This is a genomic window from Candidatus Acidiferrales bacterium, from assembly GCA_035934015.1.
GTDB lineage: Bacteria > Acidobacteriota > Terriglobia > Acidiferrales > UBA7541 > DAHUXN01.
Window position 1 is genome coordinate 359,484 of sequence record DASYYH010000016.1, and the last position, 19,215, is coordinate 378,698.

13 protein-coding genes are annotated in these 19,215 nt (G+C 57.0%); 2 read left to right on the forward strand and 11 right to left on the reverse strand.

Annotated elements, in window-relative coordinates:
• Window position 1 precedes the first annotated feature (1 nt).
• From VGR81_08905 to VGR81_08915, 3 genes are read right to left on the reverse strand one after another with little or no spacing between them, the layout of a single operon-like run.
• Window positions 2-1,138, reverse strand: coding sequence for an FtsX-like permease family protein (locus tag VGR81_08905; GenBank protein ID HEV2289057.1), 1,137 nt, complete (start codon window positions 1,136-1,138; stop codon window positions 2-4).
• The gene (locus tag VGR81_08910; protein HEV2289058.1) at window positions 1,138-2,430 is read right to left on the reverse strand and encodes an ABC transporter permease; all 1,293 of its coding nucleotides are present in this window, start codon (window positions 2,428-2,430) and stop codon (window positions 1,138-1,140) included. Before VGR81_08910 ends, VGR81_08905 begins: the two co-directional genes overlap by 1 nt.
• Before the next feature lie 12 nt (window positions 2,431-2,442).
• Complete coding sequence (locus tag VGR81_08915; protein HEV2289059.1) at window positions 2,443-3,705, reverse strand: Fe-S-containing protein; 1,263 nt, start codon at window positions 3,703-3,705, stop codon at window positions 2,443-2,445.
• Window positions 3,706-3,878: 173 nt separating this feature from the next.
• Between VGR81_08915 and VGR81_08920 the strand changes: the two genes are divergently transcribed.
• Together VGR81_08920 and VGR81_08925 are read left to right on the forward strand one after the other, a co-directional pair.
• Window positions 3,879-4,646 carry a dienelactone hydrolase family protein gene (locus VGR81_08920; protein ID HEV2289060.1) on the forward strand — a complete coding sequence of 256 codons (768 nt, stop codon included), beginning with the start codon at window positions 3,879-3,881 and terminating at the stop codon, window positions 4,644-4,646.
• Window positions 4,647-4,893: 247 nt separating this feature from the next.
• Entirely contained in the window at window positions 4,894-7,893 is a 3,000-nt protein-coding gene (locus VGR81_08925) for an FG-GAP-like repeat-containing protein (GenBank protein ID HEV2289061.1), read from the forward strand.
• Between the two features lie 51 nt (window positions 7,894-7,944).
• On the opposite strand, the gene truB is transcribed toward VGR81_08925, so the two are convergent.
• The 8 genes from truB to VGR81_08965 all read right to left on the reverse strand — a co-directional run bounded on the left by truB (window position 7,945) and on the right by VGR81_08965 (window position 19,158).
• A complete protein-coding gene (truB, locus tag VGR81_08930) occupies window positions 7,945-8,919 on the reverse strand; it encodes a tRNA pseudouridine(55) synthase TruB (GenBank protein ID HEV2289062.1) in 975 nt (324 codons plus the stop codon).
• Window positions 8,920-8,972: 53 nt separating this feature from the next.
• Entirely contained in the window at window positions 8,973-9,335 is a 363-nt protein-coding gene (gene rbfA / locus VGR81_08935) for a 30S ribosome-binding factor RbfA (protein ID HEV2289063.1), read from the reverse strand.
• A 24-nt stretch (window positions 9,336-9,359) separates the two neighbouring features.
• Window positions 9,360-9,641 (reverse strand): DUF503 domain-containing protein, encoded by a 282-nt coding sequence (locus tag VGR81_08940; protein ID HEV2289064.1) that lies wholly within the window; start codon window positions 9,639-9,641, stop codon window positions 9,360-9,362.
• A 41-nt stretch (window positions 9,642-9,682) separates the two neighbouring features.
• On the reverse strand, window positions 9,683-12,478 hold the full coding sequence (infB, locus tag VGR81_08945; protein HEV2289065.1) for a translation initiation factor IF-2: 2,796 nt from the start codon (window positions 12,476-12,478) through the stop codon (window positions 9,683-9,685).
• Between the two features lie 4 nt (window positions 12,479-12,482).
• A complete protein-coding gene (gene nusA, locus VGR81_08950; protein HEV2289066.1) occupies window positions 12,483-14,057 on the reverse strand; it encodes a transcription termination factor NusA in 1,575 nt (524 codons plus the stop codon).
• Window positions 14,058-14,070: 13 nt separating this feature from the next.
• Window positions 14,071-14,562 (reverse strand): ribosome maturation factor RimP, encoded by a 492-nt coding sequence (gene rimP, locus VGR81_08955; GenBank protein HEV2289067.1) that lies wholly within the window; start codon window positions 14,560-14,562, stop codon window positions 14,071-14,073.
• A 231-nt stretch (window positions 14,563-14,793) separates the two neighbouring features.
• The gene (locus VGR81_08960) at window positions 14,794-15,396 is read right to left on the reverse strand and encodes an OmpH family outer membrane protein (protein ID HEV2289068.1); all 603 of its coding nucleotides are present in this window, start codon (window positions 15,394-15,396) and stop codon (window positions 14,794-14,796) included.
• Window positions 15,397-15,573: 177 nt separating this feature from the next.
• Window positions 15,574-19,158: a YncE family protein gene (locus VGR81_08965; protein ID HEV2289069.1), complete on the reverse strand. Its 3,585-nt coding sequence runs from the start codon at window positions 19,156-19,158 to the stop codon at window positions 15,574-15,576.
• Between the last annotated feature and the right edge of the window lie 57 nt (window positions 19,159-19,215).

A 19,215-nucleotide genomic window follows, 5' to 3' on the forward strand; every position in this document is an offset into this window, starting at 1 on the left:
ATCAGTCTCCTCTTAAGATTACGGCCGGACGAACATTGCCGAGCAAGCGCAGAGGCAGCGCGCCAGCGAGAGCGACAAACAACATCAAGATAACGGTTACGGGCAAAACTTCCCAGCGCGGCGAAATACTTGCACCAAAAACGCGATGCCCCATCCAAACGGAGAGCGCCATTCCGAGCGCGTAACCGGCCACTCCGCCGATGGACGCAAGGACGCCGACTTCGGCAAGAAACAAACGCACCACTCTTTGAATCGAGCCCCCAAGGGCTTTCATCAGGCCGACATCCTTGCGGCGTTCCATCGCCAAAGCGGCCATCGTAGCCAGCACACAGAGCGCGGTGAGGACGAGAATGAGCAAGCCGGTGGAGAAAATTAGAAAGCGAATGCGTGCAAGAAGCCTGCCCTCGGCCTCTGTGATTTGCGGAATGGGCTTAACCTCAAGCGACGAAAAGGCCGATTGAAGACGCAAGGCGGCGGCACGAACCTGACTTGCAGAGCCAGGAACGCTTAACTGAATCAGTTGGATTTTATTGTCCAGCGAAGCAAGCTGCTGCGCGACGGAAAGATTGACAAAAATCTGGCTGTCTTCCGACCCTCCTGCGTCAATGACACCAGCGACAGTGAACCGCGCGCTGCGGCCTTGATAGAACAGTTGAACTGAGCTTCCTGGAGTAAGACCGAGGCTCCGGCTGGCATTACGCCCAACGAAGCAGTCCGTAAGATCGCCGCGCGAAAGCGACGAATCGCCCGCGATTTTCCACCACGGCTCGATCCGCGTGACAGCGTCGAGCCATGTGCCGGCGACGACGACATTTTGGCCGGTCTTCGAATTTGCATTTGCGACAAGATAGAGATACGGAGAAGCGACGAGGCCCGGCAATTTCGTCTGTGCAACCGTTTGCATGGCAGATTCGCCGAAAAGAACGGAACTATCGAGGGTGGACGCGCCAGCGTTCGATGCAGATATGATGAGATTCGCACCGAGGGAACGGAATTCCTGAGATAGTTTACGATTGATGTCGAGATCGAGATTCAGGAGCGCGGAAATAACCGCACCGCCACTGGTGAGCGCGAGAAGCGCAACAATGAAACGAACTCGATTGCCGCGGAGGAGATGAAATAAAAGCCGCTTGAACACTATTCGCCTCTCAGAATCGGCGCAGGAGAAACGTTCGCGGCGCGATGAAGGGGAATCCAGCTCCCGATCAAGGCAACCAGAGCGGCGGCGATGAGGATTACGGGCAATACAACCAAGCGCGGAGATGTAGCGACACCGAAGACGGTTTCGCCGAGTTGACGCGCGAGCCCCGCACCGAACAAAAAACCGATGCCTCCGCCGACAATCGCAAGAAGCAACTGTTCACTCACAAAAAGACCGCTGACGAGAAAATTGGTCGCGCCGAGGGCTTTCATCAATGCGACTTCCGCGCGGCGCTCAATCGCCGTGGTCGCGGAAGTGGCCCCAACTGCCAAAGCGACGGCAATCAACGCAGCAATGGTCACGATCCAGAGGAGCAGGCTAACACGAGAGAGAATGCGGCCCTCGGTTTCGGCAACACGGCGAATCGTTTGCACCTGCGTTCCAGGGAGAACCTGCTGAATCTGATGGCCAATCGAGGAGATATAAGGCGAACAATACCAGCGGTCAAACTCTGTCGGCGTCATCGAATTGGGATCTTTGATGGCGAGCGCGTCGGCGGGCTTTGTGAGGGCGCTGACAAGGACCTGGCGAAACTCATCGGGCTTGGCGGCCAAATCCTGCGCAACCACGAGCGGGCAAACGATAGCGTTGTCTTCCGCGTCGCCAGTCGTGATGATTCCGGTAACGGTGGAAGCCGACGCGCGGCCCGAAGCACTGAGATTAAGAACGTCACCGATGGAGATTTCTTCCGTCTTCGCGAGTAAAGCGCCAACAACGCAATTCTTTGAACCGTCGGCGAACCACTGACCGCTGATCTTCCACCATGGATGTGTGAAGCTTGCGCCAGTGGTGAAGGTTGTGCCGTCTGCGAGGGGCACAGCGTGGCTGTACCACGTGCCAACGAGCATGGCGGGAAAATTCTGCGGAGGCCCGGCGTTGTGCGCGATAGCGCCCGTAACGGGCACGTCCAGAAACGGTGTGAAACCGAGAATATTGTGCCGCCAAAAAATTTCCTTGAGTTTGGGCAAATCTGACACGGGAAGGTACGCGCCTTGATCGACCGGGCGATAGTCGACTCCTCCAATCTCAACGGGAAGTGTGTCTGCCTGTGGTGTGATGAGCAGGTTCGCGCCGAGACTACGGAATTCCCGCGCGAGCTGATCGCCAACGTCCACGGCAACAGTGAACGTAGCGGTGGCGACAGTCATGCCAAGGACGAGCGCAATCCCCGTGAGGAGCTTACGGCGAGGATTGCGCGTGAAGGATTCGCGGAGCAGGCGCACGAACATGGCGGTTTTAGCCTATTTGCCTATCTCGGAGGCAGCTTCCGAGATGGCGGAGAGATTCACGACGATGTTTGCGCCCTCGATCAGAGATTTGAAGGCAATCGGATTGCAGCCGCCGGGCTGGCCGATTTCCGACGCGTTAATGGGCGCACCGCAATTGCGGCAAATCAACATTGATCCCTGCTGGCGATAACCGATCGCGCCACAAATCTGGCAGGCATCGAGAGCAGCGACGTAATCTCCGTTAGGCTTGCGGACGACGATGAAACGGAACGAAACGCCTTGCACATCGACGGAAAAAAAACGTACGCTGACGCCACTCATGTCCGCAAGCGAAATGCGAACGGCGCTGTTCGCGGCAAGCAGCTTTTCCGCTTCCGGCGGCGCGGCAGATGCGCGCGTATAAACGAATTCCGCGGTAAGCGAGAGAATTACAACAACGCAAACAAATGCGGCGGCCAGGCTCCAAATTCGCCGGCGGCGATGCTCATACTGGCGCAAGCGTTTTTCGGCTGAATTAGCGGCCTGCTCCACAGCGGCGCCGCGAAGCGCAAACCATTCGCGCAAGACCACGACTGCGGCGACACCTAGGATGACAACGAAGAAGAAATATTCGTTGCGGACAATCGGGCCGACGGTGGCCATTTCCTGCTTGCTGGAAGGAATCCATCTTCCCTCGCTCAGCTCGTGAAGGCCAGTCAGGACGAGCTGAAAAGCGACGACCATTAGGATGGCGCTGGTGGCGGCGAAAAATCGCCCCAGGGGAATCTTCAATGTTCCCTCGAAGAAGAAAAGACCGACGGCCACGGCCAGAGCGATGCCCAACCCTGCGCCGATCCAAACCTGGACTCCTGCGACGGAAAGCTCCACGGCGCGAAGAATGACGACCAGCTCGGCGCCCTCGCGAAGAACCATCAAAAAAACGAAAAGGCCGATCCCGAGGCCCGCGGCCAGCTCACTTTTTTGCGTGAAGGAATCAACGCGTTGTTCGATTTCCTTGCGCAAGCGGCGGGCGATGCGGTTCATCCAAATGATCATCGTCACGACAAAAACGGCAGCGAGAAGCATCAAGAGGCCTTCGAAACCATCTTCGCTGATCTGCCAGTGCTGAAGCATAACGGCAGCGACGACGCTGCAAGCGACGGCAGCAACGACGCCGGTCCAAACATAACGAGTCAGCTCGCGACGACCGATACGATTGAGGTAGACTAGGACGATGCCGACGACGAGAGCGGCTTCGACACCTTCGCGAAGCGCAAGTAAAAGAGCAGGAATCATAAGGAATCCCAGTTGAGACCTTGTTTCAACTAGAAATTCGAGTGTATCTCTCTTCTTAGCAATCGTCAAGAGAAATACCCTACATTCGATAGACTTTCGTTCCGTCGTTGCAGCGATTGCCTAGCGAGGGCAGTAAAGTGGCGCTGGTGACTTGTGATTTGCGGAGGTTGGGCATGACGAAAGCAAGCAAGCGGACGCTCGCGGTCGCAGCAGCAATTGCCATTTGGATGGGTTTGCCAGCGAGGAGCAGAGCACAATCTTCGACGCAAGTGCAATACCAAAGCGGAAATACGACAGTGACCGCCTACCTGGCGCTCCCCCGTTCGCAGGGAGAGCATCCAGCAATCATCGTGATTCACGAATGGTGGGGATTGAATGATTGGGTGCGGCAGCAAGCAGGCAAGTTCGCAGACCAGGGATATATAGCTCTGGCTGTGGACCTTTACCGAGGCCAAATAGCAACGGATCCGGAGACGGCGCATGAATTGTCGCGCGGCATGCCGCAAGATCGCGCCGTTGCTGATTTGAAAGCTGCCTTCGATTACTTAGTCTCGCGGCACGACGTGGAGGCGGACAAAATTGGCGTGGTAGGGTGGTGCATGGGGGGCGGGTATGCGATTCTGCTTGCGGAGAATGAGCCCAAACTTGCGGCGTGCGCGGTGAATTACGGAGCGCTGCCGACTGACCCCACGAACATCGCGAGGATCAAGGCGCCGGTGCTCGGAAACTTTGGCGCGGAAGACCACGGAATTCCGCAGTCCGCCGTAAATGCCTTCGTGGCAGAGATGAAGGCGCAAGGGAAGTCTGTGGACGTGAAGATTTACGATGGCGCGGGACATGCGTTTGAGAACCCGGATGATGTGGCCGGATACCGTCCTGAGGCGGCAAAGGATGCGTGGAGCCGCATGCTAGCATTTTTCAATTCTATGCTGGAGCAATAAGACTGGTTGGCTAAGTCAAATTTACGCAGACGTGGCAACTTTCTTCCGATACCCCGCTCGTACCGAAGTTTTAACATAAGCTGAAAATGCGGGGCAATCGCGTTGTCAAGCTGACCGATTCAGAATTCGATTTGCGCGCCGCTTCAATACATTTGGACCACACCACAACGTAGCATTCGCGGCACACGGCGAGGCAACGCCTCGAACCGGGAGCTAATCTCTGTAGAATGGCAAGAAGGGACATCCATTGCACGTAAAGGCTCCCATAGGACTCGTCATTTGCGCTCTGCTGGGCGCCGCGCTGGCGGAAGGGCAATCGTCCGTGAACACGGTTCCTGCTCAAGTCTCAAAGCAAGAATCGGCACAAACGGGATCGGATAAACAAACATCCGGAACGACGGCGCAAAAAGCGCATAGCCAAGTGCAAAATCCGAAACTTGCACGAGAGGCCTTTCAGCGCGGCCTGAAAACAGAAAAGGCCAAAGACTGGGACAGCGCGTTCGCGGCATATACGGAAGCCACCAGACAGGATCCGGCGAACCAAGAGTATCTGCTGCGGCGCGAAATCGCACGGAGCCGGTTGGTTGGCGAGGCAGTGGATCGGGCCGAACGTGACGCCCTAATGGGCAATTTGGCCGAAGCGCGAAAAGAGCTGCGAATGGCGCTCATTCTGGACCCCAGCGACACAATGGTGCGGGAGCGGCTGACGCAACTTTCTCCATCATCCGCGAATTCGCTGCGCCAACTGATGATCGAACCAGCCGGCGTTGTGAGGCTCGCGCCGTTCCGTGGCGTGTTAAATTTTGATTATCGCGGCGATACGCAGGGCGCCTACGAAGAAGTTGCACAAAGGTTCGGAGTGGATGCATCGTTCGATGGGGGACTGCGCCAGATACAAGTGCACCTTCAGCTGAACAATGTGGACTTTTACACCGCTATGCGCGCGCTCGGCGACATGACCGGAACGTTCTGGCGGCCGCTGACACAGCGACTTTTTTTCGTGGCCGAGGACACTCCTGCCAAACGGCGGGAGTACGACCTTTCCGTTGTGCGCACCGTGCAACTGCCCGATGACGAGACTCCGAACGATATGACGGAAGTCCTGCGCGTGTTGCGTGAAATCGCTGGGATCACACGAGCGCAGCTGAATCTTGCCTCACATACGATCACGATGCACGCGTCGCCACAGGCCACGTCCGTGGCGGCGCAATTGCTCGATCAATTGGAGCAAGCCCACGGTCAGCTGGTGATCGAAATGGAGATACTCGAAGTCGATCGCACAACGGCGACACAATTCGGAGTGACACCGCCGACGACGGCACAGGCCTTCGCGCTGACACCGCAGGAAATTCAAGAGGCCCAGGCTGGAGGCTCGTCGCTGATCAGCGCGATCGAGCAGGTTTTCGGTTCGTCGAGCGCGCTCGGAGCCCTGAGCACAGGGCAGATTTCCTCGCTGGTGGGGTCGGGAGCTGTTGGGCTTGGTTCGCTCATACCACCGCTGGTGGCATTCGGCGGTGGCAAGACGACATTTCTGGCTACCTTACCGGGCGCTGCGGCAGCGTTCTCCGACACACTGAGCACAGTGAAGAGCGGCCAGAGGATTGTGTTGCGTGCAGAGGACGACCAGCCGGTATCGTTCTTCGTGGGAGACCGCGTGCCAATTACGCTGGCACAATATTCCTCAAGTGTGGTCCCTTCGGGGCTGGTTCCTGGCGTGTCGTCGAATATGTTTCCGGAGTCGACAATCGCCACGGGGAACGATCCGGTTGCCGTGGTAACCGCGGATTTCAACGGAGACGGAAATCTGGATATGGCCGTCGCGAATTTCAAGGACAACACGGTTTCCATCTACCTGGGTAATGGCGACGGAACATTCAGTTCGAATGGGACGCTTGCGACAGGCAACGGGCCAATCACGCTTGCCACAGCTGATTTCAACGGCGACGGTTTCGTGGATCTGGCGGTCCTCAACGAGACGGATAACACTGTCTCGATTTTTCTGGGAAATGGAGACGGAACGTTTGCGCTGAAAGGAACTTATGCGACAGGTGCAAATCCGGTGGCGATGGTCACCGGAGATTTCAATAACGATGGGCATACGGACCTAGCCGTCGCAAATCAAAACGACAGCACAGTGTCGATTCTGCTTGGAAATGGAGATGGAACATTTCAGCCGCAAAGCACTTTCGCGACCGGGAAAACACCCTCAGCGATTACGACGGCAGATTTCAGCAATAATGGCAATTTGGATCTCGCGGTGACCAATCAGGCGGCCAACACGCTCTCGACCTTCATGGGCAATGGAAACGGAACGTTTACTGCCAACGGGATCCTAACCACAGGCAACGCGCCCGTGGCGGTTGTATCCGGAGAATTTGATCTGAACAACAACACAAATATCGACCTGGTCGTGTTGAATCAAACGGACAACACGATATCGGTCTACCTTGGAGCGGGAGACGGGACATTCACGCTGACCACGACCTTCGGACTGAATGATGCATCTTCTTCGGGCAACAAACCAGTAGCGATCACCACGGGCGATTTTAATGTCGATGGCCTGACGGACTTGGCGGTGACGGATGAAGATGCCAACACGGTTGGTGTCTTCATCGGCAATGGCGACGGGACGTTTCAGCTACCGCTGCTTTTTGCGACAGGAACATCGCCGGTTGGCTTGACGGCTGGCACGTTCGAGGGCACAGCGCACGCACCGGGCCTGGCGATTGCGGATTCGGGCGCAAACACGTTGACGATTATCCTAGACAACGCGACCTTTGGCTCGACGGGACCCGGCGCCGCGCCGATACCCTACCCAAACTCGCAATACCAGGATATCGGATTGAAAGTGAAGGCGACTCCGCACATGCACGCAGGAGGCGAGGTGACGCTCGATATGCAATTCGAGTCGACGAGTCTGACTGGCACAACAGTGAATCAGATTCCAATCATCGGCAATGAATCCGTTAGCCAGACAATTACTGCAAAGGATGGCCAGACGACTGCGCTGGCAGGGATTATCGAATCCAGTGTGATGCGAGCGATCAGCGGGACACCGGGGGCGGAGTTGCTGGGACCGCTTGGACTGTCCGCGAGCGCGCAAAACGATCAAAATCAAAGCACCGAGTTGCTGATCCTGGTGACGCCGAGGCTTATCCAGCCCCCACCCAGGATGGGCAAGCCAATTTTTGCAGGACGCGAACCAGTCGAAGGCGGATCTGCGCCCGTGCCCGCGCAGCCACAATAAGCAAAGCTCTGGAAACTCAGAAAATTTCCATCGCCACGATTGCGGGCAAATTTATCGCGCGACTTCGAGGACGACGACAGGTTGGTAGGTTTGTGGAACAACGGCTTGCGCAATTGCAATGAGCTGTCCCTGCGCATTGAGGACGCGAAGTCGCGACGGCTTCCAGTCACCCGAATCGAGCTCAGCGGGAGCGCCCTGCGCCAGGGTCGCGTGCCCCGGTCGAATTTGCGAGATTGGGACATTGAATTTAGCGCCGTTGCGGATGCGCCGCTCGACGATCGGCAAAACCGTGGCGCACGGAAGATCGGGCAGCAAACCTTCGAGACGGATCACGCGTTCGGCAAGACGGCCCGTGCGGGCGGTTTCCGCCAACTCTTCGAGCGAGATGGCCTGATCCAAAGTAAATTCACCGACGGCCGTGCGAACGATTTCCGCGAGATGCGCGCCAGAACCCTGAAGTTTGCCAAGATCGTGAGCGAGAGCGCGGATATAAGTTCCTGAGCCGCATTCGACCGTAAACCGTGCCAGCGAACCTTCAATACCAGTCAAACGAAATTCGTAGACGTCGACTTCAACAGGTTTCAATTCCACAAGCTTTTTCTTGCGCGCCAATTCATGCGCCGCATGGCCCCGAATTTTCTTGGCGGAAAACGCGGGAGGGGTCTGTTGAATGTGGCCAACAAAGCCGGCAGCGAGGCGTTCGACTTCTTGCGCATCGAGTCGAGGAGCGAGATCGGGACCTTGTGACTCGCCGTCAGAGTCGTAGGTGTCCGTCGCAAAGCCAAAACGCACCCCGCAGTTGTAGCGCTTGCGCCGGCCTGCATAAAACTGAGCGAGACGGGTCGCCCGGCCAAGGAGCAGCACCAAAACACCAGTAGCCAAGGGATCGAGCGTGCCCAGATGGCCGATCTGACGAAATCCGACGAGATGGCGGACGGCTTCGACAACGTCATGCGACGTCTTGCCGCGCGGCTTGTCAATGACAAGCGCGCCGTCGAGGTGCGGTGGTTTTACGGTTCGGGGCATTGTTTTGATCTCGCGTGCTCGCAAAGAAATACGCGGAAGTCCGCAGCGGAACTCTACGCTTCGCCGTGCTCTTTTGTTTTCTTCAAAAGATCTTCAATGCGATGGCCGTATTCCTCAGAGCGATCTGGAATGAAAAAAATCTCCGGCGCGCGGCGTAGCTGAAGGCGTTCGACCAACTCATGACGAATGAAGCCGGAGGCGCCAGCGAGCCCCTTCAGTGTTGCTTCACGCTCAGAATCGGAGCCAAGAACCTCGACGTACACGCGCACGGTACGCAAATCCGGCGAAATACGGACTTCGGTCACATTGATGGCTGCAGAGAGCCGCGGATCTTTCAGTTCGCCAGCCAGCATGAGAGTGACTTCATGCCGAATCTCTTCCGCGATGCGTTCCGGGCGATGCCCTGCGATGGTCATGGACAACTTCCTGAATGAATTTCTCTAAAAATATTCGATTTCGTGCGAAATCAAATTGCGCCCGAGAATGCGCTCGGATTCCTCGAGCGCAGCCTGCATGGATTCAGCCAGATGGCTGTCGTCGGCCGAAATGCTTACGACTCCGACGAGCGCGCGCTGCCACAAATCCTGATGATCCAATTCGGCGACTGCGACGTTGAAATGCGCGCGCAACCGGTCTTTCAAGCTACGCAGCACCTGCCGTTTGTCCTTGAGGGAGCGTGCGTCCGGAATATGAATTTCCAGAGTAACGAGGCCGACTGGCATTACCTGCCCTCCCTACCGTGGAGGACTCAGAACAAATCCAATTAACCAGATGCTCCCGCAGGGGTCTGCTTCTCCATCGCGAAGCACTCGAGGATGTCGCCAATTTTGACGTCGGCAAAATTCGAAATACCGATACCGCACTCGAAGCCGGCGCGAACTTCATTGACGTCGTCCTTAAATCGCCGTAGCGAACTGACGCGCCCGGTGTAAATCACAACGTTGTCGCGCAGGACGCGTACGCTGGCATCGCGCTTGATGATGCCATCTTGAACCGAACAGCCGGCAATCACCCCGACGCCCTTCACGCGGAACGTGTCGCGAACCTCGGCGCGGCCCAGGTATTGCTCCTTGATGACAGGCGCGAGCAAGCCGGCCATGGCCTTCTTAATTTCGTCCACGACTTCGTAAATGATTGTGTGCAAGCGAATCTCTACGTTTTCCTGTTGCGCCAGGTCAGATGCCTTGCGTTCTGGCCTGACATTAAAAGCAATGATGATGGCATTCGACGCAGAGGCAAGCAGTACGTCGGTTTCAGAAACCGCGCCGACGCTGGCGTGAATGATTTTCAGCTTCACCTGATCGGTGGAAAGTTTAGGCAGCATCTCGCTTAGGACTTCGACCGAACCTTGTACGTCGGCCTTGATGACGATGGGTAAATCCTTGACTTCACCGGCCAAAAGCTGTTCATGCAACTGATCGAGCGTGAGACGCGAAGTGCTCGACTTCGCAAGGGAGGCTTCGCGGGCCTTCGACTGGCGATACTCAACGATGTGGCGCGCCTTGGCTTCGTCGGCAACCTGAAACTGATCTCCCGCAGCGGGCACACTTTGCAGGCCGAGAACCTCAACCGGAGAGGAAGGACCGGCATTTTTCACCGGATTACCGCGATCATCAAAGAGAGCGCGGACTTTGCCATAAACCGCGCCGCAGATGAAAACATCGCCGACGTGGAGCGTTCCGTTCTGCACAAGAACGGTGGCAACGGGACCGCGCCCCTTGTCCACGCGCGATTCCAAAACTGTCCCGCTGGCAGAGGCCGCCGGGTTAGCCTTGAGTTCACGCAGATCCCCAACGAGCAAAATCATTTCCAGCAGTCGCTCGACGTTTTTATGCGTCTTGGCGGAAACCTCGACCATGACGGTGTCGCCGCCCCATTCTTCGGGCATCAGGCCGCGATCGGAGAGCTGCCGCTTGACGCGCTCAGGTTGCGCATCGGGGATATCAATCTTGTTGATGGCGACGACGATGGGCACTTTCGCCGCGCGCGCATGATCAATGGCCTCTTCCGTCTGCGGCATGACGCCATCATCGGCGGCAACAACGAGAACGACGATATCGGTAACCTTGGCACCGCGCGCGCGCATGCGCGTAAAGGCCTCGTGGCCAGGCGTGTCGATGAACACGATGCGGCGGCCATTGATTTCCACGTGGCTTGCGCCGATGTGCTGGGTGATGCCGCCGAACTCACCGGCGGCAACGTCGGTGGAACGAATGGCGTCGAGCAAGCTCGTTTTCCCGTGATCAACGTGGCCCATGACAGTGACAACCGGCGCGCGCGGGACGAGCTTTTCCGATTTGTCGACCTCGGGGCCGACTTCCTCCTTCGCCATCTGTTCTTCGAAGGAAACGACCTGAACAATGCCATTAAAGGCTTCGGCGAGGCTCGTGGCCGTATTCACGTCGAGGGCCTGATTGATGCTGGCGAAAACTCCGCGGTCGAGGAGTGTCTTTAGCAATTCCTTGGCACGCACGTCGAGCTTCTCAGAAAGTTCACGGACGGTGATTCCTTCTGTAATCGTGACCGGACGCGGCTCGCGAACCACCGGTGCGATGGCGGGTTCGGCATGCGCAACGCCACGGCCAGCCGCAGCTCCAGCGCGCGCACGCACGGGATGCAGCTTGCGTTCGCCTTCGGCGAAGCGCTTTTCGATGGTCGGCTTGGCGCGCGGGGAAGGCTTGCGGGCATAGATCGGTTTGCCTGGTTCAGCTTTAGGAGCGCCTACCGCGGAGGCCGGACTCGGCCGTCCCAAAGGCTGTACGGGACGCCCGCCAGGGCGCTGCCCGGGACGCATCGGGGCACCACCGGGGCGCGGGGCACCTTGAGCGGCAGGACGCGCTCCTGCCGGAGCACCCATTCTCTGACCGATTGGCGCGCCACCAGGCCGCGGGGCGACTCCCGGCCGCTGCGCTTGGGAAGGGGCGCCACCAGGGCGCACGGGCATCCCACCCTGACGCACAGGTGAACTTCCCAGGGCCGCTGCTGCGGGCCGAGTTACAAGAGGAGCCTTCTGGGGAGGCGTAGGTGCAGCCGTTTTGGGCGCAGAAGGCACGGATGAAGCCGCTGCAGACGCAGGTGCCTGCGCAACCGCAGGTCGCGCTGCGATAGGTGCCGCGGGATGCGCAGGGGTGCCAGATGGTGCAGTCGTGGCACCGGACGGAGCGCTCGGTCGAACTGGCGGAGCCGGGGCAGCGCCCGGACGCGCTGGAGGCTTCACTCCCGGTGCACCGGCAACTCCCGCCGGAGGCCCTGCCACGGCAGGACGAGATGCCGCTGTTGGTGCATGAACAGTTGGTGCAAGAGGTGCGGCTGGACGAGCCGCGGGCTTGGCCTTTGCTGCGGCGGCTCTTGCCGTTTTCTCCGCTTCTGCGGCTGCTTCCGCGGCAGCAAGGTCGCGGAAATGTTTGCGCACGCGTTCGGCCTGATCATGCTCAAGTGAACTGGAGTGCGTCTTTTTTTCCGTGACGCCAAGTTGGGGCAGATGCTCGATCAAGACCTTAGCCTTGATTTCGAGTTCCCTGGCGAGCTCGTTAATGCGAATTTGGCCCGATTCAGACATTGAATTAGGAGTTGTCCTCCCGCGAAGCAGGTCCGGGAGTCCCTGCCGTTTCACCTTTTTCTTCTTTTAAGGGCTCATTTGCATTGACGGGTGAATCCGTGGCCGACCCCGAGGCATCTGCAGATGCCTCCACGAGAGGCTCTTCAAAGTGCTGTGACTCTGAAGATATTTCTGCGCTGAGCTGTGCATCTGCTTCCGCTTCCGCTATGTTTTCGACAGCGCCTTCACCCTCCATCGGAGTTTCGGCGCCAGGCGAAGTTTCCGCGAATTCGCCACTGGCCTCAACGGCCGCACCCTCCCCCGCGGGTTGCTGCGATTCGAGAGCCTGGAAATATTGTTCGACCGAGACGCGAATCTTCTCGACCATCTTTTCGCCGATGCCGGGAATCTCCAGTAACTGCTCTGGAGTCATATCCGCAAGTTTCTCGATGGAAGTGACGCCGTGCGCTTCGAGCTTTTCGATGGTCTTCGGTCCGATACCCGCGAGTTCCACGAGAGGCGTGGAAGCGACCGTCATTTCGGCCATCTGAGCTTCGATTTCACGGCGCTTCTCTTCTTCGCTCTTGATATCGATATTCCAGCCAATCAGCTTGCTGGCAAGGCGAACATTCTGGCCCTTTTTGCCAATCGCCAGGGAGAGTTGTGTATCTTCGACGATGACTTCGAGCCGCTTCTCTTCAAGATCCGCGGCCTGAACACGAGTCACCTTCGCGGGACTGAGCGCCTTCTGCGCGAACGTCAGAATGTCTTCGTTGTAAGGAATAATGTCGATCTTCTCGCCACGCAGCTCGCGAATGATCGACTGTACACGCATGCCTTTCATGCCCACGCAAGCGCCAACCGGATCGACATCCTTGTCGCGGCTCTCGACAGCAATCTTTGTGCGCTCGCCAGCCTCACGAGCCACGGCGCGAATCTGCACGGTACCGTCGTAAATCTCAGGGACTTCCATTTCGAACAGCCGTTGCACCAATACAGGGTCAGCACGCGAAACGATCACCTGAGGACCCTTGGCCGCGCGTTCGACAGCGCGGATAGCAACGCGCAGGCGATCGCCAACGTTATAAGTTTCCAGCCGGGACTGCTCGCGCTTTGGGAGACGCGCTTCCGTGCGGCCCAAATCAACGATGACGTCAGGACCATCGAGTCGTTTGACGATGCAGTTCACCAACTCGCCGACACGCGTGTGGAATTCGTTGTAAATCGTATCGCGTTCCGCCTCGCGTACTTTCTGCAAGATGACCTGCTTGGCCGTTTGCGCTTGAATGCGGCCAAGAACATCGGTCGCACGGGCCTGAAGGATCTCGCCTCCCGCCTCAATGCCGGGCTGCAGCTTGTGAGCATCTGTGACGCTGATCTCGCGGACCGGATCTGTGACCTCTTCCACAACCTTGCGGACAGCATAGAGCTCGACGTTGCCGGTGTCGGAATTGAAGTTTGCTCTTAGATCCTCGTCGGTCTTATAAAATTTGCGCGCAGCGACAACAATAGCTTCTTCGATGGCCGCGACAATAACCTCGGGCTCGATATGCTTGTCCCGGCTGATTTGCTCGATTGTCTGGTAGAGCAAACTTGCCATGCGTCACTTCTCCCTAAAATTCGACAACTAAATGCGCGTTGCGAATGTTCGCAAAGGGCAGCGCGACAGTATGATCGCGAAGCAATAACTGAACCATGCCATCGGTGCAACCCGCCAATCGGCCTTCAAAGTACTTCGAATTCTCGACCGGGTCGTTCAACCAAATGCGGGCCAAACGACCGGTGAAACGCTCGTAATCACCAAGCTTCACCAACTTGCGATCCAAGCCCGGCGAACTGACCTCCAGCACGTAGCTGGGGCCGGGCACCAATTCCTCGACATCGAGGATGACGCTTAACTGCTCACTGAGCGCTTCGCAATCCTTGTGGCTGACGCCTGATCCGATTCGCTGCTCCGGCGAGGGCGGCCTGTCGATATAAACCCTTAGCAGACGCTGCTTTCCGACTTTCCATTCAATGTCAACAATTTCAACGCCCACGGAGCGCGCAACGCGCTCGGCAGCTTCGCGAATCCTGTCGATGTCTATCGACACCTGAAAACCCACCGCTAACCAGCGGCGCTGAGATCCCCCAAAAACGCGCCTGACTGATTTTCGCTACCAACAAAAAAGTGGGCTCGCGCCCACTTGACCTTTCGTCCCGCTTCCAACAACTTCAAGTATAGACGGAGGTACTGGCAAACGCAAGCGCGCAATCAGACATGAAAATCAGGCAAAAAACCACCCGGCCACTGTTCTCGCATGGCCGGGTGGCGGAGAAAACTTACACAGAGACCACTAATGAGACGGCTTGGAAGGTGCCGGATGGGCGGCGGCCGCAGCAGGCTTCACCGGGTACGTCTGGTCATAGAGTTTAACGATCTGCTCGGTGATGTCTACCTGGTCGGCACGATAGATGACAGGGCTATTTTGCATGGAATCATCAATGACGACGCCGAAACCATTTTGCTTGGCGTAGGTCTCGACGACAGTCATCATCTTCTGGCCAATGGTGTTGACGGCATCCTGCTCGGCTTCGTTGCTGTCGTCGCTGAGCGCCTGCTGATCGCGCTGGCCGCGACGCTGCAGGTCACTGATTTGCCGGTTTAGCTTACCCTTCTCATCTTCACTGAGAGTCGTAGCGCCGGCCTGCAGATGTTGCTGAAGATCCTGGATTTGCTTGCTCAAATTCGCCAAGGCCGTTTGCCGCGGGGAGAACTCAGCGCGAAGCTGCTGAGTTGCCTGCTTCCCTTCCGCAGTGCTCATGATCGCCTGCTGCAAGCTGATAATGGCAATCTTTCCCGGCGCTGCAGCGGACGCGCCGGAACCGGCCTGCGCCCATGCAGCGGGGAGAATCAGGAGAGCGGCGATTGCTGTTAAACTAGCTTTTCTAATCTTCATACTTGCTCCTCAATGAAAACCGAAACAATGATTATAGCGACCCGCCCTCGCCAGGGTCAATCGGAAACCGCCGTCACGTCGAAAAACCAAGGAATCAGCGCGCCAATGCGGACCCCCAAATAGCTCTTTATAGAGATGCACGATAAAACCTTCCCGTTGGCCGCGCCCCGAGCCCTGCTAGCGCGGAAGCGGAACAAGCAGTAACCTTCCATTGGCCTGATCAACAATGGCTGCCATATTGGTCAACGGATTGATGTCTACCCCAAATTCCGCTGAACCTTCAATCGGGAGCACCGCCTGCACATTCCCAGCAAGGATGGTCAATACAGAATTCGGATTTGTAGCCAGGAAATTGAACACAGAGATTGTGTTACTGGCACTGTTCACCGTGACTCCACTGCCGGTCTGGTAATTGTAAGCGATCGCCGTCGGATTGATACCCGCACGCATCGGCGTGGAGACAAATGACCTAGGATCCACGACGTCTATATTGTTGTCCAGACTGTCGGCAAGGAGGAATGTGTCGGTGACTGGGTCGTACGTGACGCTCATCGGATTCTGAAAATTGCTTACTCGCCCAATTATGGAGCCGGCGTTCGTACCGAATAAACCGATCAGATCCAAAGTGCTGGGCAGACTGCTTCCCTGATTCGGCCCGCTCGTGGTCGTGACCGCCGCGATGTTATCGATTGGGTCTAGAGCCACCCCAAAAGGACGCTGATCTACCTGCACGTTGCCGATACCTTGGTTGACGGCGGAGGAATTCGCACTGACCTTGAACAAGGTGACGCTGTTTGAATTCGTGTTCGTAACTAATGCTGTGGCGGTGTCCTGTTGAATTCCCACACCGGCGGGCTCGCTTCCCGTGGGGACGGTAGCTACTACGTCATCGTTGACGTAGTCAAAAACCGTCGCGTTGTCGACGCCATAGTTGGCTACGATGCCCAGCCCGAGGCGCGGTAGGACGGCAACACCTTCAGGACAATTGCCTACGGTAAAAGTCTCCGTAACGGCCAGCGTATTGAGATTTACTACAGAAACCATGCCTGGACCTAGGCATGTTCCGGCCTGCGTCAACTGGCCCTGGCTGCTGACAATGGCTTCGTTGAGGTCGGAGTCAACGGCCACCCCTATCGGATTCAGTCCGACGGCGATTGCTCCGATCGCCGTGAAATTCTCTTCGTTTGAAGTCGTCCCTCCAGAATTCATCACGTCCATTGCAAACCGCCGAGGCGATCCCAACATGCTCCCTGGAATCGTAGCGACTGCCTGGCGCCCGTTCGCAGAAATCGTTGTGGGGACGGGCACTCCATCCAGGCGTACCTGCGCACCGGAGTTGAATCCATAGCCATTGAGTGTAACCGTCAGGGATCCCGAGGAAGGCGCTGTGTAGGTATAGTTCGGACTAACCTGAGTGATCTGTGGAGAGTAAATCGGGCCAAGAGGAAAAATCGTAACGCCACTTACACCAGCGATGACGGCAATATTCTTGCCTTGATCGATGGCTATAGCCGTAGGGGTGTTTCCTAGACTTACGGCATTGCCTATCGGCTGATCCAGGGTCATGTCATAGGGGAGCGCAGTACCGGCGCTAGGATTGAGGATAACTGCCATGTTCGTCAGAGAATTAACTGCCACTGCTGTATTGCCCTGAGAAGCGGAGGCCGAACTGGTCGTTTGATCAACGAGACTGAAAAGGCTCAAGTTCGGAAGGTTCGGATCTGTGAAAATCACCTGATCCGTTACTGTGTTTATGGCAATGCCTTGGTCGCTTGTTGACAAAGTGAGAGATGCAACGGGAATCGGCAAACGCGCAACTTGCGTAGCTGTCGCGGATGTACCCAAATCAACTATAGCAATTGAACCGATCCCCCCAGGCGTTACAACTGCCCAATTCAATTGCGGCTCTATCGCAACCTGCGGACTCGGGCCAGTGCTAACAGGAGGTGTATTTGCCCCGGGGGCGGTCGCGCAATTGTTCGGCGTGTTGGGATTGGAACCGCCAACCACGCAAACCAGTGATGCTGCTCCGCCAGAGAGATCAACGACAGTGCCGATGTTCGTGTCAGAGTAGGCGATGAATGCGCGATGAGTGATTGGATTGACGCCGACAGAAAAGGGCAAAGGAACCGGGGTTGACCCGGTTGGGTTACCAGGCAATGCAAAAGTTGAGACCGTCTGATTGACCAGATTCACGATGGAAAGCGTGCTATCGGCACTGTTGACCACGACGGCCAAATGCAGAATGTCGTCGACAGCGACGCCCGTGGGGGTATTCCCCACATTCAGCGTGCCTACGACAGAGGGGGGACTCGCATCCAGATTCAGGAGCGAAACGCTTCCCGGATTGCCGCTCGTCCCTTGACTTACGACCACCGCCACCCCGAGCGCCGAATCGATCGCGACTGCAACAGGAGACGGCCCCGCCGCAATCGGCGCCCCCACGCTTGACGGGATATCCGCCGCCGATGGAGTAATAGCGAAGTTTGTGGAAACAATTGAAGGCAGACCTTGCTGTTGAGCGTCGCTGCTTTGAAGCAACAAGGGGAGCAGGCCAGGCGTCGAGAACGGAACACCGGAAAGTGAAACACCCAACTGACGCGGATTGGTAAGCGTCACCGGAACAGACTGGACGCCCGGAATAGATGCTGTAACCGAAGGCGAAAAATATCCGCCATTAATCGCGAGTGTGCCTGAATTGGTGCTGGCCGAAAAACCAATAGGGCTGGAGGCAATCGCAGCCGGACGCACAGGCTGTACATTCAGAAAAACCGGCGGTGCGGTATCCCCATTTTGACGTTCGACGGTGATCGGCAGCGCCGCAGGAGTCGTGAAAAAGCCGGATGGAATCGTAGCGCGAAGCGCCACGCCGCTCACAAACGTGGTGGGCACGGATGTGCCATTTACCAAGACCTGGCTTGTTGAGAAGAAGTCGCTGCCAAGGAGATATATGTCTTCTTGGACTGACCCTTCATCGGCAACGCTTGGCTCCAAGGGAGCTGTAGTCGTGGTAAAAGTCGGGTCGTTGGCTGTGACAACAGTGATTGCTGCCCTGGCGGCTTGGGTCGTGTCAGCTGCGGAAGTAGCTGCCACGTTAGACGTCTGACCTGAACTAGGAGCTGTGAAGCACGCGACGCTAGTTCCGGGTGGCAACTGAGGTTGATTTGGAACAATCGGCATCGGGGCGGAACATTGTGTTGGTGTGACGGTTCCAATTTGAGAGTTGCCGCTGGCGATCCCATTGACCGACCAAGTGACACTGGTGTTAGACGACCCTGTCACCGTAGCGTCAATTTGAAACTGTTCGCTGGTCCCGATCGTAGCGGTCGCTGGCGTGACAGTCACTCGGATTCCAGAATCCAATGTGATGTTTACAATGGCAAATACTTCGGTATCGGCTTGCGAGACGGCGACAATACTGACACTCGAAGCGTTGGGAAGTTTGGCCGGCGCGGTATACAGACCGTTGGTGAGAATCGTGCCCAACGCAGCACTTCCACCAGCATTACCGCAGCCGCTCGGCATCGTAATATTGGGGGCGGTAGAAGCTCCTGTGGCCTCACTCGCGGGTGCGACATTGCAGACATACCACGTTACAAGAGTATTCGCATTCCCCGCCACGCTTGCGCTGAAGGATTGAGAGCCCGCCAAGATTACGGTTGCGGCGGTAGGCGTGATCGAGACGGTAATCGTCTGGTTTGTGCCACAGCCAGCCATCGCCGCGGCCACAATCAAGATTGTTCCCAGCTTACTCAATCTCATCCAAGCGCCTCCCCCAATAATTGCTCAGTTATTCGATACCGTATATCTCCTGCGTCG